Raw genomic sequence first — 14707 nt, 5'->3', positions numbered from 1 at the left:
GTCCTCTCAATCTCTGCACTGCGGCGCGTTTGTCTACGACCGCGGTCCGTTGGCCAGCGCGTTGCTCAGGAACAACGCCCCTTCGGTGGCAACAAGTTCGCCCGGCTGCACGCCTTCGAGGATCTGGCGCGCACCGTTGTACTGCGAGCCGATCTTGACGGTGCGCCGCGTGAAGCGGCGGCGGTCGGCGGTCACCCACACGGTCATCGTGCCGTCGCCTTCGCGCACGACGCCGTCCATGGGCACGGCGGGCGAGGTGAGCGGCGCGCCAACCGTGATGACAAAATTCGCAAACATCCCCGCCTTTAATTCGTGCTGTCCATTCGCGATTTCGGAGCGGACCAGCACACGTCGGGTCGTCGGGTCGACCACCTCGCCGATCCTGGTGATCTTTCCATAGAAGGTGCGACCGGGAAAGGCATCCACCCTGACGCGGACCTCCTGGCCGATGCGGTAGCCCGGGCTATCGGTCTCAGCCACGTTAGCCAGCATCCACATGCTCTCCATGTCGGCCACGGAGAACGGAGCGGGCGCATTGCCCGGCTGCACGTACAGGCCGGGCGCTGCATTGCGAGCCGTGATCCGGCCGCTGATCGGGCTGGGAACCACGAGGACGGATTCGGCCATGCGCTGGGCAATGATGCGATCGATCTCGGCATCACTCTTGCCAAACAGGCCCACCGAATTGCGGGCAGCTCTCAGCGCGCCCTCGGCTGCCTGCTGGTCGGAGGTCGCCTGGTCCAAGTCCTTCTGCGAGACCGCCCGTGTCGTATAGAGTTCTTTCAAGCGGGCCAGATTTCGGGTCGTGAACTCCCGCGTTCCGGCGGAGGAAATCAGGGTCGATTCCGCCTGCAACAGATCGGGGCTGTTGATTGTGAACAGGGTCTCGCCCCGCTTCACGTCGTCCCCAATGCTCGCGAACGTGCCGATGATTCTGCCCGGGTAGGGGGTGAACACGTCGGTCGACACTTCGCCATTGAACTGGATCGTCCCGACTGCCTCCTTTTCCACAGGAAAAGCCTGCTGGTGCACCGGCTCGACTTTCACCCACGCGAGCTGATTGTCCGATAGGTCGACGGTGAGTGAATCACGTGCCGTCTCCGGACTTCCGCGTTCAGTCTTCGCGTTGGTCGCCGCAAGCCCCGAACCGATGTCGCCTACCTGCCAAATCAGAAAGGCTGCGGCCGCCCCAGCAAGTCCCGCGGCGACAACGGCTGCTCGGATTCGATCGCCTTTATCGGGGAGCGTCATAGACATAGATCCGTTTGCGGAATTGATCGGCGAATGGCGTGACAATGGTCTTGGGGCCGCCGCCGGTCTACTGTGATAAATCACAGTTCCCTGGACGGCCAATATTTGCCAGTTGTGGCAAGGGGATCACAGCGCAGCCACGGCAAACCTGAAATGATTGATAGCGACAGCCTGGCCCAGGCGCCGAGGCGATCAGCACGGTCTGCTAGCAAGATGTCGATCATACCCTTCGGACATTCGATGGCCGCTGTACTGGTTGCGACTGCTCTGCTCGGTGGCTGTGCGGTGGGGCCTGATTTCGTCGTTCCGGCCGCGCCCGATGTCGACGGCTATAGCAAAGCGCCCCTGGCCAGCCGTACCAGCTCGAGCGACGTATCTCTCGGCCAGTCGCAGCACTTTAGCCAAGGCAAGGACGTTTCGGCGAAATGGTGGGAATTGTTTCGTTCGCCGGCGCTCAACTCCCTGGTCGAGGCATCCTTACGCGCCAATCCCAATCTGCAGTCGCAGCTTGCGGCGCTGCGGGCCGTCCAGGAGTTGGCCTACGCGCAGGAAGGCAAGTTTTTTCCGACTGTCCTGGGAGGCTTCAGCGCGACACGGCAGAAGGCCGCGGACAATCCGTTGGGTGCGACCTCGGTGCCGGTCGGGCCAGACGGCAAACCCATTAACCCTTTTAATGTTTTTACCGCCCAAGTCTCCGTTTCCTACATGTTGGACGTATGGGGTCTCACCCGGCGGAATGTCGAGTCGCAGCAGGCGCTGGCTGATGCCCAGCGCTTTCAGGCGGAAGCCGCCTACATCACCCTGACCTCAAATGTGGTCGTCGCGGCGATCCAGGAGGCCGCACTGCGCGCGCAAATTGACGCGACGCTTCAACTCATCGATGTCAGCACGAAGATGCTTGATATCATGCACCGGCAATTGGCGACGGGCTTTGCCAATCGCAGCGACGTGGCCGTCCAGGAAGCCGCTCTCGCGCAGGTCAAGGCAACGCTGCCGCCGCTGCGACGACAGCTGGCGGTGCAGCGCGATCTCCTTTCGGCGCTCGCCGGCCGATATCCGAGCCAGGAGCCGGCCCAAACCTTCAAGCTCACATCGTTTCGCCTGCCATCCGACGTGCCGGTGAGCCTGCCGTCCAAGCTGGTCGACCAGCGGCCGGACGTTCGCGCGGCGGAACAGCAGTTGCATTCGGCGGGCGCCCTTGTCGGCGTCGCGATCGCCAACATGCTTCCGAATTTCACGGTCAGCGGTACCCACGGCTACACGTCGCTGGAGCTTGCCAACTTGATTTCGCCCGCCAATGTGCTCTGGACGGTGGGCGCAAATGCTGCGCACACCATCTTCGACGGATTCACGCTGTATCACCAACAGCGTGCGGCCCAAGCTACTTTCGAACAGGCGGCCTGGACCTATCGTAACACGGTCATCGGAGCTCTGCAGAATGTTGCCGACACTCTGCATGCTTTGCGAAACGATGCCGACGCACTGAAGGCTGCGCGCGATTTCGAGCGCGCCGGCAAGGTTAGTTTCGATCTGGCGCGCCAGCGCATGGAAACCGGCGATGCCAACGTCCTTGTGCTCCTCACCGCCCAGACGACCTACTTGCAGGCGCTCATTCAGGTGGTGCAGGCACAAGCAGGCCGCCTGTCAGATACGGCAGCTCTTTATGTGGCGCTGGGTGGCGGATGGTGGAACCGCGAAGGTCCGCCCGCGCCTGAACAGAAGTTTGAAACGGCAACCGCGACGACTCAACCAATCCCGAGCGAGCAGAAGCAGGGGTTCTGGCCTGGGTTTCCGCCAGCGCGCTAAACTCCGCGCCTGCAGCTCGCTCTCGTTCTGATGATCCAATTCCAGGGTGACCAGTTCGCGCCCGGTGCCGAATGCCATGAGCGATATAGTCGCCGGCGATATTAAGAATCTTGCCATCGTCGGTTACGCCTCGGACAAGGATATGAGTGTGGGGATGACCGTATTGTTGTGATCAACCGCGACCCAGTCGAGCCGCGCTTCTAGGTCGATCTCTAACTGCCGCATCAGGTCGCGGATAAGGCCGCGCAAGTCCCCCATCTCGGCTCAATCCTCAGGGGCGACGATGAAGCGGAATTGGTGGCGATCGCCCCGCCCGCGCCCGAAGCTCGAGCGATTGCCGGGCGTGATCCGGCCGGAGCGCGAGTCCTGGACGCCGGCCCTCTCGGCGGCGGCGAGCGCCTGCGCGACGAAGGGTCTGGCGCGTTGTGCGCTGGACGAGCGGATGCGGCCGGGCCGGATGCGGAAATCATCCTCGCCGCTCATGCTTGAGGCCCCGCACATCGCACCAAGGCGCGGAGAACGATAGGAAATCCGGGGCGCCGCGAGGTGCGCGAAGAGCCGGCACCTCGCGAAAATGCGGCATAACCCCTTGAAACAACACGACCGACCAACGCCGCACCTCGCGGCCTTTTATCTCGCCCTCTTAATCGGGCGTTGTTTTCGCACCACGTCACCCATTCTCGCTTCCTTTCTTTTCTACGACAAGGTCCTCTGCGCCACGCTTGAACGCGACGCGCCACCACAGCCACGAGTCCCGGTGCGCCGTGCACTCTTCCGCGCTCATCGACGGCACAAATTCGCTGCAGCAAGGCAGCGCGGACACCGTCGCGGCGCATCTTTCCATCGGCATGACGGAGCCACATCACAGGCAATCCAGCGCGATCGGCTGGCATCTCAAGATGCGCCGTCGCAGGCAAGATAACGTGCGTTCCGTCGTCGTTGTGCTGCACCAGTCCTCATCCGCCTGCGGCGGAGCTCCATGTTCAGTTCGCGGCGATCACCGCGTCGTTGGCAGGTCGATTGATCGCGCGCCTCATGCGTAAGCCCCGAGCAGCTTGCGCCGCTTGAGGGCCGCACGCGCGCGCGTCTCCGCTGCAGATGCGGACGGATCGCCGCAGTAGACCGTACCGCGCCTCCACATTGCATGCATGATCACGGCAAGCTTGCGCGCCACCGCCACCGTCGCCTTGCGGTGCGAGGCGCGCTTCGCCAGCGCCAGGCCCCAGCTCTTCACCTTGTCCTTCTTCTTGTAGCGCGTCAGCAGCGCGCTCGCCGCCTCGTAGAGCGCCCGCCGCACGTCACCATCACCCGCCTTGCTGATCCGTCCCTGGACGTCGATCGAGGAACCGGACTGCCAGCGCCGCGAGGTCAGGCCAAAATACGCCGCCACGTCGCGCGAGCGCTTAAAGCGCGAGGGATCGTCGACCGCGGTCATAAAACTCAGCGCCGCGATCGGGCCGACACCGGGAATCTGCATGAACCGCCGGCACAGCTCATGGCCGGCGACCAGCCGGACGACCAGGTCGTGCAGCCGGCAATACTGCTTCCACAGCGCGGCGCGCGCAGTCAGCATGGCGTCGATCAGCTCGCTGACCAGCGCGTCACCGGCCACCGCCTCGCGCACGGCTTGCGCAAAACCGCCGCGCCCGACCCGGTTCAGCCGGATGCCGAACACCTTGAGCGAATGCCGGATCGCATTCTCCAGATCCAGGAACTTGCGCTTCAAATTGCGCCGGTGCGTCAACAACAGCCGCAGCCGGTAGCAGGCCGCGCTCTTGATATGGGCCCGCCGGAACCAGCCGGTGCGCATGATGTGGGCAATGCCGAGCGCGTCGGCTTTGTCGGTCTTGTTGCGCTGCGCCTTCAGCGCGGCGCGGACGTGGAGGGTTTCCAGGCAGACCGCCGGCAGCCCGAGCTTGAGCAATTCCGGATGCAGCCAGGGCGACAGCGAGCCTGCCTCATGGCCAACCCGCCGCAAGCGCGACAGATACGGCGTGAGCGCCGCCTTGATCGCGTCCGGATCGGTCACCACCGTGACCTCCAGCGCCACCCTGCCCGCGTCGTCCACCACGCAGATCGCCGTCTCGTCCATGCCGACATCCAGGCCACAGAAGAAGTCCATCACCCGCCTCCCGCGTTGCTGAGGCGGCGCACTGTGCACGTCATTCATCGCGCGAGCCACGTGATCATCTGCCGCAATTTCCGGCGCAGACCGATTACGGGCGGCCATCGCTCGCCATCGCGTAAGCGTCCGATCTCTGCACCCGGATTGAGTAGTGCAATTGCGCACCATGCGGAGCTCCCTCGTAGCGTGGAGGATCTCCGGTGAATTTGAGACATTTCGAGAACAAGGCACGACAGTCCTTTTGGCTGGTTCACATCGAAGCCTGGCGTCAGAGCGGATTGGATCGGACGAATTACTGCCGTCAGCACCGACTCTGGAAGTGCACGTTCGATCGCTGACTGAAGTATCTGGCCGGCAAGGAAGCCGCCCGCAAACACGCGGAAGATCAGGCGGAATTGCGCCGTCAGAAGCGTCGGGAAGCGCACGACAAACAGCGCAAGAAGCGCACTCGGCTGCGCTTCTCCGTGAGCACCGACGTGCGCAACAAGGCCCTTCAGGCCTTCTGGGCGATGCATGTCGAGGCGATGACCTGGAGCGGCATGGGCGTTCGCGAATATGCCGCAGCATTACAACTCTCGCCCTACTCGCTGCGGCGCTGGCGTGACCATTTGGATGAAGCCGAGGTCGAAATCAAGTGGCGGGCTCATCTGCATCCCTCCGCCCGGCTCTTCGCTAGCACTAGTGCTAAGCAAGCGACGCCGAAATCGAGCTTGACAGCTCCGCCGAGCGACGATCCGGTGTCGCCTCGGCAGCCTGTCCGGCGCTTCTTTAGCGACGAGCAAAAACGCGCCATCGCGCTCGAGAGCGACCAGCCCGGCGTCAGCGTCTCGCGGGTCGCGCGCAAGTACGGGATCGTCGCGGGTATGTTGTTCCGATGGCGCGTGCAGTTCGGCGTAGCGCGGAAGAAGCGCGCGCAGCTTGCGCCCGTTACGCTTCCGGATGACGCAGGGCCAACGCGCCTGCTGCGAGACCTCGTGCATCCACCAAAGGGAATGGTGGCGGTTGACCTGCTGGACGGCCGGCGCGTCTTTGCTCCCACCGGCAGGAGATGGCGGATATTCCCCGTTTCGCGGCCCCGCCAGGGGACGCTCACCGCGCGCGCGGATCCCTAATCTTTGCTCCCCTTCAGCATGCTGGATGCAATACCAGCGCTAGTTCCTCGTGATCCCTGCAGCACTTACTGCGCAGGCTTCAATCGCGGCCGCCGCGTAACCTTGGCACCGAAGCCGACTTTGAAATGGGTCTCGCTGACCCACATCCGATGCAAGATGCTTGCGAGCTTGCGCGCGACCGCAGTGATCGCGCACAGCATGCTCGCCCGCCGCACGGCAAGCATGACTTCGATGGTCATCGCGAAGATCGGATCATCGCGCTCGAGCAACTCGCGAATGCGTGCTTCGTAAGCGCCCCGGGCGACTGCTCCGACCAACAAACCATAGGCCTGCAGCGCCCCGCGAATGTGATTCTCGACGTCGATCAGCTTGCGCTTGAGAAGCTTCCTGTTGGTCAGCAGTGTGCGCATCTTCTGCATGTCGATGTTCTTGACATGGGCAGCGCGATACCAGCCCAATCGCATCATCTGCGCGATGCCGCGCGCATCATTTGGTCGGTTTTGTTGCGCATCGTCGACAACGACACCCGCATGTGACGCGTTTCGACAATGATGATCGGAACTCCGGCGGGCTGCAGTTCGTGATAGAGCCAAATGCCCAGCGATGACGCCTCAGCTCCCGCTCTATCCAAGCGATCCGCGCAGCCCTCAAGAGCGGAGCGCCGCCGGCTCGGTGCCGATCTTCACCTCGCGAACGGTCTGCCCCTCGCTGTCGACTTCGCTAGCGCCAGGCCCTGCGCCTTGTCCTTTTTCTTGAAGCGCGTCAGCAGCATGCTCGCCGCTTCCTGCAGCGCCCGCCGCACGTCGCCCACCTTGCTGATCCGCCCGTGGAGTAAGGAAGCGCAAAAGCGGGATGCCGATTGGAGGGCAAAACGAGAATGCGCCGCTAGATTAAGGATTACTTCGCACCACGGCCCCGACCGTCAATCCACAATTCCGATGCAACCAGAAGATCACCGCATGCCCGAGAAGGTTCTTTTCTCGCGGGCTGGTTGGCTTCGAAGTCATCCAACTAAGTGAATAGCTAAGTGGGGCTGAGGCGCAGGAGATGCCGATAGCCGTGCTTGGTCATCCATCTCACTCGGGCCAGATGAGTGTCGAATGAACGGCGTGCGCGGTCCGGTTCTCGATCCGGGTCTATGCGCAACACAATCTGCGCGATTTCACGCCAGTCGGCGCCATCGGCCTCGGCGTCAAGGAGCCGCAAATAAGTCGCCAAATGCTCACGATCATATTTCGTGAGAGTTGGATCCGTTGGCGCAGTGTCGGCAACCTCGGGATCAAACGGGGGGCTTTGCATCTGGTATCCTGCATAACAGCGGTGGACTGCATTGACGTCCACGGCTGGAAGCAGAAGATCTAGGTGATCGCGATACTCATCCAGCTTTTCCACCACGGCGCAACGCTGCACGAGCGCCACCGGGGTTTCGAACCCGCATCACACCTTCGCCTTGCTCAGAGACCAGGAAGACAATTCCAGCCCCCTCCAGAGCGCGACGGACGCGATCACGCGTGTCTTCGCGCACTTCGAGACCACTTTCGGACTCGAGGCGTTTGAGGGCCGTTAGAGCGACCAAGGCCTTGTCAGCGAGCATCTCCTGTGTCCAACCGAGAAGCGCGCGTGCGGCCCGCACCTGGCGGGTAGTGATCATGCATGATCACCGCCACACGCAGCGGGCGAAACGCCACGGAAACGACTATAATAGTCGTCATCAGGCGATTGGCTAGCGATTTTTTAGCGTTTCCGCCCTATCGAACGGTCGCTCGTTGCTCCTCGATTCCCGACTGTACGCCGGTCCCGGACAGCGGTGTCACAGTATTCTTGAGCTAGCCGGACATCCGGAGGGGATCGTCGATTCGGAGCGTCCGCAGCCGGTTACGGGCTCTTCGCCGAGCACCAACGACGGCGTGGCTACCAGATTTCCTTCGTCGAATAATTCGTTCGTACGCTGCAGCCGCCGGCGGCCCTACTACTTTCCCAATCGGCTTGCTCTTTTGAAGACTACTGATTTCAATCAACTCCGTCCAATCGTGAATGGCTTCGGAGATGCAAGCTCAAGAAAAACCACTGATCAAACGCACTATTCGACGGCACCAGCTGCGAGAAATCGTACCCCTGGCGGATAGCACCATCTACGAAATGGAGCAGCGAGGCGAATTTCCGAGACGCTTCGCTTTGACCCCACGATGCGTGGTTTGGGATTTAAGCGAGGTTCAGGCATGGCTCGCGGCCCGTCGTTCCAAACCAATTTTGCGTGCACCTGGCCCCGACGTGAGGCAGAGGCGAGCCCGTCCTGTCAAAGAGTCGGATCGGGCGCCAAGATCGGCATCGACGGAGGTATGAGCGTCGGCACATGCTTTCTACCGTCAACCCACGCGTCCAAGATATCCGACCACTCCTGCATCATGTGTCGACGCTGCACCTCATACTCGGCCTTGTTGTAGACTCCACGGGACGAGCGACCGTCCTCGTGCGCCAGGCACTTTTCGATCCAGTCCCTGTTGAAGCCAAGTTCATTCAGTAGAGTTGAACCGGTCCGCCGCAGGTCATGAACCGTGAACGGCTCAAGAGGTAACCCTTCCGCCTTCGCTCGTTCGACGACCGCGTAGGTCACTCTGTTGAAAGTCGCGCGGGACATCGGAGCGTCCGCATCGTAACGCGACGGTAGGAGGTATCGCGAATTGCCCGCGCAGGTCTTCAAGGCGATCATGATGTCGAGCGACTGGCGCGACAGGTAAACGTTATGCGCCTTCGAGCGCTTCATCCGTTCCTTCGGGATCGTCCACACCGCATTCTCGAAGTCGACCTCATCCCACACCGCGTCCTGCAGCTCGCTCTTGCGCACCATCGTGAGTAGGTAGAGCCGCATTCCTAAACGGATCGTGGGAAGCGTGGCGATGTGCTCTAGCTGCTTCAGCATCACTCGGATTTCGGAAGGCGAGAGTGAACGATCCTTGGGTACGAAGGTCGCGATTGATGCTGGCCCCACTTCATCGGCTGGGTTGGCGATCTTCTCACCGTGCAGGATTGCGAAGCCGTAGATCTGCTTCAGAATGTCTCGCACGTGGATTGCGGTCGCCGGAGCGCCACGGTCAACGATTTTGACGCAATGAGCCCTCAGGTCGTTCGGCGTGATCTCCGTTAGGAGCCGGTTGCGCCAGACTGGCAAAAGCTCTCTCTCGAAGATCGATCGCCGCATGGCGCGCGTGCTGTCGGCCATCGGCGCGGCGATGAGCCACTTCTCCCCGAACTCGCCAAAGCTCTTCGCTTCCTTCAGACGGCGCTTCTCGCGCTGCTTCTCTATCGCGGGCGATCGTCCTTCGCGAACAGCGCGCCTCGCGTCGAGGCATTTCTCTCGAGCCCGCACAAGCGAGATTCCATCGCGCCCGTACTTGCCCAGATGGACCGTCTCCCGGCGTCCGTTGATCCTGTAATCCAAGAGAAACGAGATCGTACCACTCGGCAGGACGCGAACATACATGCCGTCGCGGTCAGCAACTTTGTAGGTTTTCTCCCGTGGTTTCAGAGCCTTGAGAGCAACGTCCGTCAGCATTCCTACCGTCTCCAGAAAAGTACCGTCAGCGCTTTTTCGGAGGTTCGCAGCAGAGAATTTCAAGAAAATTCAATCTGTTAAGGCCGAAAAAGTACCGTCACGAGCCGCATTTCTCGTGACGGTACGTTCAAAGATTCGGCTGGGCAAGATATCGGGGTCCGTCAGTCGGATTGGCAGAGCCGAACGCTGCGTGCCGATAGTCGGCGATAGCAAAAAGAACTATTTATTTTTGATTTCAATGACTTGTATCATAGTCCGGCGAATTTCCGGATACGCTCGGATGGGGCTGAATTATTCCCACTCGATCGTCCCCGGCGGCTTCGACGTCACGTCGTACACCACCCTATTCACGCCCTTCACCTCGTTGATGATCCGCGTCGCCGTCTCGCCCAAAAACTTCATGTCGAATTGATAGAAGTCGGCGGTCATGCCGTCGGTCGAGGTGACGGCGCGCAGGCCGACGACGTATTCGTAGGTGCGGCCGTCGCCCATCACGCCGACGGTCTTGACCGGCAAGAGCACCGCGAAGGCCTGCCAGATCTGGTCGTAGAGGCCGTGCTTGCGGATCTGGTCGATGTAGACGACGTCCGCATTGCGGAGGATGTCGAGCTTTTCCTTGGTGATGTCGCCGGGGCAGCGGATGGCGAGGCCGGGGCCCGGGAACGGGTGGCGGCCGACGAAGATCTCGGGCAGGCCGAGCTCGCGGCCGAGCACGCGCACCTCGTCCTTGAACAATTCGCGCAAGGGCTCGACGAGCTTCATGTTCATACGCTCGGGCAGCCCGCCGACATTGTGGTGCGATTTGATGGTCACCGAGGGGCCGCCGGTGAAGGAGACGCTCTCGATCACGTCAGGATAGAGCGTGCCCTGCGCCAAAAATTCGGCGCCGCCGATCTTCTTCGCCTCCGCATCGAACACGTCGATGAAGAGCCGGCCGATGGTCTTGCGCTTCACCTCGGGGTCGGTGACGCCGGCGAGCTCGCCGAGGAACTGCTTGGACGCATCCACATGCACGAGCGGGATGTTGTAGTGATGGCGGAACAGGTCGACGACGGTCTTGGCTTCATCAAGCCGCAACAGGCCGTGGTCGACGAACACGCAGGTGAGCTGGTCGCCGATCGCCTCGTGGATCAGGACCGCAGCGACAGCGGAATCGACGCCGCCGGAGAGGCCACAGATCACCTTGCCCTTGCCCACCTGCGCGCGGATCTTCTCGATCGCCTCCTCGCGGAAGGCGCGCATGGTCCAGTCGCCGGTGAGGCCCGCGACCTTGCGGACGAAGTTGCGCAGGAGTTTTGCGCCATCGGGCGTGTGCACCACCTCGGGGTGGAACATCAGGCCATAGTACTTGCGCTTCTCGTCCTGGATGATCGCGAATGGCGCATTCGGCGAGGTGCCGGCCACGCTGAAGCCGGGCGGCATCTTCGTGATGCGGTCGCCATGGCTCATCCAGACCTGGTGCTTTTCGCCGAGGCCCCAGAGGCCGTCGAACAGGCAGCTCTCGGTCTTCACCTCGACATCGGCGCGGCCGAATTCGCGGTGATGGCCGCCCTCGACCTCACCGCCGAGCTGCGCCGCCAGCGTCATCTGGCCGTAGCAGATGCCGAGCACGGGAACGCCTGATGCGAAGATCAGTTGCGGCGCGCGGGGCGAGCCGGTCTCATGCACCGATTCCGGGCCGCCGGAGAGGATCACCGCCTTCGGCTTCATCTCCTTGAAGGCGGCTTCCGCCTTCTGGAACGGCACGATCTCGGAATAGACCCCCATCTCGCGGACGCGGCGGGCGATCAGTTGCGTCACCTGGCTGCCGAAATCGACAATCAGAATCTTGTCATGCGCCGAGGCCACTGAAGGCGTCGACCACTGGCGGTCTTGTTGTGCGGCTGTCATGGCAAGCAAATACGCGACGATGCCCGCCCCCGCAACCGCGCACCGCGGCACACCCACATTCTTCTTTGGGCATGGACAAATCGATATAGGTAAGTAATACTTACCTATTATATCAAACGGAGGAAACCATGCCCAACCGTCACGACCCCGCGCGCCTGACCGCGCTCGGCAAGGACTGGATCGCCGCCTGGAATTCCCGCGATCTGGAGCGCGTGCTGGCGCTCTACGCCGAGGACGCCGAGATGACCTCGGACAAGATCCCGGCGCTCGGCCTCGACCCGACGGGAACCCTGCGCGGCAAGGACCGGCTGCGCCAGTACTGGTCGATCGCGCTCGAGCGCCTGCCCGACCTGCATTTCGACCTGATCGACGTGTTCGTCAGCCCCGACAGCCTCGTGGTGTTCTACACCAACGAGCGCGGCAGCAAGATTTGCGAGTATCTGCGGCTCGATGCGGCCGGCAAGATACGGCAGGGCTCGGCGAACCATCTGATGCATTGAGGCGAGCTCTTACCCCGTCATTGCGAGCGGAGCGAAGCAATCCATTGTGCCGCGTGCGAGGATAGATGGATTGCTTCGTCGCTGCCGCTCCTCGCAATGACGGCAGTTATCGCCGCGAAGGTGGTGGGTTACGCTTACGCTAACCCACCCTACGCAAACGCGCATCCGGAGAGACCGCATGAAGATCCCGCCCCTTTCCTTCACCGTCACGGACTGGAGCGGGGTCGCGCCGACGATCCATCCGGGCGAGACCGGCGAGGCCCTGTGGCGCACGCTTGATATCGGCGAGCTCAGGGTGCGCATGGTCGAATATTCGCCGGGCTATCTCGCCGATCACTGGTGCGATCGCGGCCATGTGCTGTTCGTCGTGCAGGGCGAGCTCGACACCGAGCTGCGCGACGGCCGCAAATTCACGCTGAAGCCGGGCATGAGCTATCAGGTCTCGGATTTCGGCGACGCCGCGCACCGCTCGTCAACAAGAACGGGTGCGACGCTGTTCATCGTGGATTGAACGGATCGCGCACTCAGCCCTTGCGGGCAACCTTCCTCACCCTGGTATCTGACCACGTCAGCGGACGGCCGGCCTTCGACGGCAGCACCAGGCGCCCGACCGGCTGGCCGGCCTGGTCGAGCAGCGCCGAATGCGCTTCGCCCCGCGCGTAAAGGTGCGCCTCGCCCCATTGCCTTAAGCTGACCACGACAGGAAACAGGTCGCGCCCCTTCTTGGTCAGCGCATATTCCTGATAAGCGCTGCCATCGGAAGCCGCGACCTGCTCGAGCACGCCTGTTGCGACCAGCTTGCGCAGCCGCGCAGTGAGCATGCCTTTGGCGATGCCGAGGTTCGTCTGGAAGTCGCCGAACCGGCGCAATCCGTCGAACGCGTCGCGCACGATCAACAGCGACCACCAGTCGCCGATCGCATCGAGCGCACGCGCCACCGGGCATTCGGCCTTGGCAAAACCGGTCCGCTTCATTTCACAGCCTCCTCCCCATCTGGTCCTAAAATAAGACTAGACAGCGCGCGACGCAACTGGTCTCATTATAAGACCACATGGGAATGCGTGACTTGCGGAGGCGATGATGACGAACGAGACCACGGCGGCGGCCGGACAGGCGGAATATGGTGCCGGTGACACCGCCGGGCGCGGGCTGTCGCGCGCAACGGCGCTGCTGTTTGCCCTCGCCTGCGGATTGAGTGTCGCCAACATCTACTTCGCCCAGCCGCTGCTCGATGCGATGGCGCATGATCTCGGCATCACGCCCGCCGCGATCGGGATCGTGGTGACGCTGACCCAGACCGGCTACGCGCTTGGCCTGATGCTGATCGTGCCGCTCGGCGACCTCTGGGATCGCCGCCGTCTGATCGTCGGACAGAGCGTGCTGTCAGCGATTGCGCTTGTCATCGTCGGCACCGCCTCCAGCGCCACCGCGCTGCTGGTCGGCATGATCCTGGTCGGGCTGCTCGCGGTCGTCGTGCAGGTGCTGGTCGCATTCGCCGCGACCTTGGCGACGCCGGCCGAGCGCGGACGCGCGATCGGGACCGTCACCAGCGGCGTGGTGTCGGGCATCCTGCTCGCCCGTTTCGTCGCCGGCACCCTCGCCGACATCGGCGGCTGGCGCCTGGTCTATCTGACGTCATCAGCGCTGATGCTGATCATGGCCGCGCTGCTGGCGCGGGTCCTGCCAAGCCATCGGCCAGAGGCCAGCGCGAACGGAACCGGCCAATCCTATTCGCAGCTGTTGCGCTCGACCGCGGCGCTGTTCGTCGAGGAGCCGACCCTGCGCGAGCGCGCCACCTTTGCGCTTCTGATCTTCGCAAGCGTCAACGTGTTCTGGAGCGCGATCGTGCTGCCGCTCGCGGCACCGCCGTTCTCGCTGTCGCATACGACCATCGGGCTGCTCGGCATCGTCGGCGTCGCCGGCGCGCTGGCGGCGCGCAATTCGGGCCGGCTCGCCGACCTCGGCTGGGGCCAGCGCACCACCGGATTGTCGCTGCTGCTGATGCTCGCCGCCTGGGTCCCGATCGCCTGCCTCTCCACCTCGCTCTGGCTCGTGGTTGCCGGCGTGGTCATGATCGATCTCGCGGTGCAGGCGGTGCATGTCACCAATCAGAGCCTGATCATCGCCGCGCGTCCCGACGCGGCGAGCCGGCTGGTCGGCGGCTACATGGTGTTCTATTCGATCGGCAGCGCGCTTGGCGCGATCTCCTCGACCGCCGTCTATGCGATCGCCGGCTGGATCGGCGTCTGCATGCTCGGCGCCGGCATCAGCGCGGTGGCGCTGCTGTTCTGGGTGATCACGGTGAGCCGGACGCCGGTGCCCACGGGCATCTGCTCCGAAGCGTAGGGTGGGCAAAGCGCAGCGTGCCCACCATTCTTGGCGTGCTCGTGATGGCGGGCACGGCGCTTTCGCGCCTTTGCCCACCCTCATATGAGGCCTTTGTGAGTCAAGCGTCGCGCCGAGGGCTCGG

At 62.8% G+C, this 14707-nt stretch carries 15 protein-coding genes and 2 pseudogenes; 8 read left to right on the top strand and 9 right to left on the bottom strand.

From position 1 onward, the window contains the following. Positions 1 to 33: 33 nt before the first annotated feature. Positions 34 to 1251 carry an efflux RND transporter periplasmic adaptor subunit gene (locus ACFFWD_RS15035; protein ID WP_376966353.1) on the bottom strand — a complete coding sequence of 406 codons (1218 nt, stop codon included), beginning with the start codon at positions 1249 to 1251 and terminating at the stop codon, positions 34 to 36. A gap of 240 nt (positions 1252 to 1491) precedes the next feature. Here ACFFWD_RS15035 and ACFFWD_RS15030 point away from each other — a divergent pair, with 240 nt between their 5' ends. Continuing rightward, a complete protein-coding gene (locus tag ACFFWD_RS15030; protein WP_376966351.1) occupies positions 1492 to 3057 on the top strand; it encodes an efflux transporter outer membrane subunit in 1566 nt (521 codons plus the stop codon). 12 nt (positions 3058 to 3069) lie between these two features. On the opposite strand, the pseudogene ACFFWD_RS15025 reads toward ACFFWD_RS15030, so the two are convergent. Next, a pseudogene (locus ACFFWD_RS15025) lies at positions 3070 to 3540 on the bottom strand (relaxase/mobilization nuclease domain-containing protein); the annotation flags it as partial. 550 nt (positions 3541 to 4090) lie between these two features. Further along, complete coding sequence (locus tag ACFFWD_RS15020; RefSeq protein WP_376966349.1) at positions 4091 to 5179, bottom strand: IS110 family RNA-guided transposase; 1089 nt, start codon at positions 5177 to 5179, stop codon at positions 4091 to 4093. A gap of 203 nt (positions 5180 to 5382) precedes the next feature. Here ACFFWD_RS15020 and tnpA point away from each other — a divergent pair, with 203 nt between their 5' ends. The 3 genes from tnpA (at position 5383) to ACFFWD_RS15010 (ending at position 6830) form a co-directional block, all read left to right on the top strand. Continuing rightward, the gene (tnpA, locus tag ACFFWD_RS45260; protein ID WP_446680518.1) at positions 5383 to 5520 is read left to right on the top strand and encodes an IS66 family insertion sequence element accessory protein TnpA; all 138 of its coding nucleotides are present in this window, start codon (positions 5383 to 5385) and stop codon (positions 5518 to 5520) included. Between the two features lie 57 nt (positions 5521 to 5577). Beyond that, entirely contained in the window at positions 5578 to 6294 is a 717-nt protein-coding gene (locus ACFFWD_RS15015; protein WP_376966346.1) for a transposase, read from the top strand. A gap of 125 nt (positions 6295 to 6419) precedes the next feature. Next, a complete protein-coding gene (locus tag ACFFWD_RS15010) occupies positions 6420 to 6830 on the top strand; it encodes a hypothetical protein (RefSeq protein ID WP_376966344.1) in 411 nt (136 codons plus the stop codon). A gap of 179 nt (positions 6831 to 7009) precedes the next feature. On the opposite strand, the pseudogene ACFFWD_RS15005 reads toward ACFFWD_RS15010, so the two are convergent. The 3 genes and pseudogenes from ACFFWD_RS15005 to ACFFWD_RS14995 all read right to left on the bottom strand — a co-directional run. Then, positions 7010 to 7126 (bottom strand): annotated as a pseudogene (locus ACFFWD_RS15005) (IS110 family transposase); the annotation flags it as partial. Between the two features lie 191 nt (positions 7127 to 7317). Then, positions 7318 to 7593 (bottom strand): DNA -binding domain-containing protein, encoded by a 276-nt coding sequence (locus ACFFWD_RS15000; RefSeq protein WP_376966405.1) that lies wholly within the window; start codon positions 7591 to 7593, stop codon positions 7318 to 7320. A gap of 76 nt (positions 7594 to 7669) precedes the next feature. Further along, the gene (locus ACFFWD_RS14995; protein ID WP_376966341.1) at positions 7670 to 7945 is read right to left on the bottom strand and encodes a helix-turn-helix domain-containing protein; all 276 of its coding nucleotides are present in this window, start codon (positions 7943 to 7945) and stop codon (positions 7670 to 7672) included. Positions 7946 to 8340: 395 nt separating this feature from the next. Here ACFFWD_RS14995 and ACFFWD_RS14990 point away from each other — a divergent pair, with 395 nt between their 5' ends. Continuing rightward, positions 8341 to 8637 (top strand): helix-turn-helix transcriptional regulator, encoded by a 297-nt coding sequence (locus ACFFWD_RS14990; protein WP_376966403.1) that lies wholly within the window; start codon positions 8341 to 8343, stop codon positions 8635 to 8637. On the opposite strand, the gene ACFFWD_RS14985 is transcribed toward ACFFWD_RS14990, so the two are convergent. Both ACFFWD_RS14985 and guaA read right to left on the bottom strand, forming a co-directional pair. Beyond that, positions 8591 to 9847 carry a tyrosine-type recombinase/integrase gene (locus tag ACFFWD_RS14985; RefSeq protein WP_376966339.1) on the bottom strand — a complete coding sequence of 419 codons (1257 nt, stop codon included), beginning with the start codon at positions 9845 to 9847 and terminating at the stop codon, positions 8591 to 8593. The genes ACFFWD_RS14990 and ACFFWD_RS14985 overlap by 47 nt on opposite strands. Before the next feature lie 291 nt (positions 9848 to 10138). Then, a complete protein-coding gene (guaA, locus tag ACFFWD_RS14980; RefSeq protein ID WP_376966336.1) occupies positions 10139 to 11737 on the bottom strand; it encodes a glutamine-hydrolyzing GMP synthase in 1599 nt (532 codons plus the stop codon). Between the two features lie 128 nt (positions 11738 to 11865). Between guaA and ACFFWD_RS14975 the strand changes: the two genes are divergently transcribed. Both ACFFWD_RS14975 and ACFFWD_RS14970 read left to right on the top strand, forming a co-directional pair. Continuing rightward, positions 11866 to 12237 (top strand): nuclear transport factor 2 family protein, encoded by a 372-nt coding sequence (locus ACFFWD_RS14975; protein ID WP_376966334.1) that lies wholly within the window; start codon positions 11866 to 11868, stop codon positions 12235 to 12237. 178 nt (positions 12238 to 12415) lie between these two features. Then, entirely contained in the window at positions 12416 to 12748 is a 333-nt protein-coding gene (locus tag ACFFWD_RS14970) for a DHCW motif cupin fold protein (protein WP_376966332.1), read from the top strand. 13 nt (positions 12749 to 12761) lie between these two features. Here ACFFWD_RS14970 and ACFFWD_RS14965 read toward each other — a convergent pair whose 3' ends face one another. After that, a complete protein-coding gene (locus tag ACFFWD_RS14965) occupies positions 12762 to 13211 on the bottom strand; it encodes a winged helix-turn-helix transcriptional regulator (protein ID WP_376966330.1) in 450 nt (149 codons plus the stop codon). 106 nt (positions 13212 to 13317) lie between these two features. Between ACFFWD_RS14965 and ACFFWD_RS14960 the strand changes: the two genes are divergently transcribed. Further along, positions 13318 to 14583 (top strand): MFS transporter, encoded by a 1266-nt coding sequence (locus ACFFWD_RS14960; protein WP_376966328.1) that lies wholly within the window; start codon positions 13318 to 13320, stop codon positions 14581 to 14583. Positions 14584 to 14707: the final 124 nt, after the last annotated feature.

Source organism: Bradyrhizobium erythrophlei, assembly GCF_042430365.1.
Lineage (GTDB): Bacteria > Pseudomonadota > Alphaproteobacteria > Rhizobiales > Xanthobacteraceae > Bradyrhizobium > Bradyrhizobium erythrophlei.
Note: the sequence above shows the minus strand (reverse complement) of the source record. Positions and strands in the feature narration are given on the sequence as shown.

What these genes read in the sequence shown, in the direction of transcription:
- ACFFWD_RS14990 (WP_376966403.1), top strand. Translation starts at nt 8,341, where the DNA reads ATGCAAGCTCAAGAAAAACCACTGATCAAACGCACTATTCGACGGCAC.
- ACFFWD_RS14960 (WP_376966328.1), top strand. Translation starts at nt 13,318, where the DNA reads ATGACGAACGAGACCACGGCGGCGGCCGGACAGGCGGAATATGGTGCC.
- ACFFWD_RS15000 (WP_376966405.1), bottom strand. Translation starts at nt 7,593, where the DNA reads ATGCAAAGCCCCCCGTTTGATCCCGAGGTTGCCGACACTGCGCCAACG.
- ACFFWD_RS15035 (WP_376966353.1), bottom strand. Translation starts at nt 1,251, where the DNA reads ATGACGCTCCCCGATAAAGGCGATCGAATCCGAGCAGCCGTTGTCGCC.
- ACFFWD_RS14975 (WP_376966334.1), top strand. Translation starts at nt 11,866, where the DNA reads ATGCCCAACCGTCACGACCCCGCGCGCCTGACCGCGCTCGGCAAGGAC.
- ACFFWD_RS14995 (WP_376966341.1), bottom strand. Translation starts at nt 7,945, where the DNA reads ATGATCACTACCCGCCAGGTGCGGGCCGCACGCGCGCTTCTCGGTTGG.
- ACFFWD_RS14970 (WP_376966332.1), top strand. Translation starts at nt 12,416, where the DNA reads ATGAAGATCCCGCCCCTTTCCTTCACCGTCACGGACTGGAGCGGGGTC.
- ACFFWD_RS14965 (WP_376966330.1), bottom strand. Translation starts at nt 13,211, where the DNA reads ATGAAGCGGACCGGTTTTGCCAAGGCCGAATGCCCGGTGGCGCGTGCG.
- ACFFWD_RS15030 (WP_376966351.1), top strand. Translation starts at nt 1,492, where the DNA reads ATGGCCGCTGTACTGGTTGCGACTGCTCTGCTCGGTGGCTGTGCGGTG.
- ACFFWD_RS15010 (WP_376966344.1), top strand. Translation starts at nt 6,420, where the DNA reads ATGGGTCTCGCTGACCCACATCCGATGCAAGATGCTTGCGAGCTTGCG.
- ACFFWD_RS15020 (WP_376966349.1), bottom strand. Translation starts at nt 5,179, where the DNA reads ATGGACTTCTTCTGTGGCCTGGATGTCGGCATGGACGAGACGGCGATC.
- guaA (WP_376966336.1), bottom strand. Translation starts at nt 11,737, where the DNA reads ATGACAGCCGCACAACAAGACCGCCAGTGGTCGACGCCTTCAGTGGCC.
- ACFFWD_RS14985 (WP_376966339.1), bottom strand. Translation starts at nt 9,847, where the DNA reads ATGCTGACGGACGTTGCTCTCAAGGCTCTGAAACCACGGGAGAAAACC.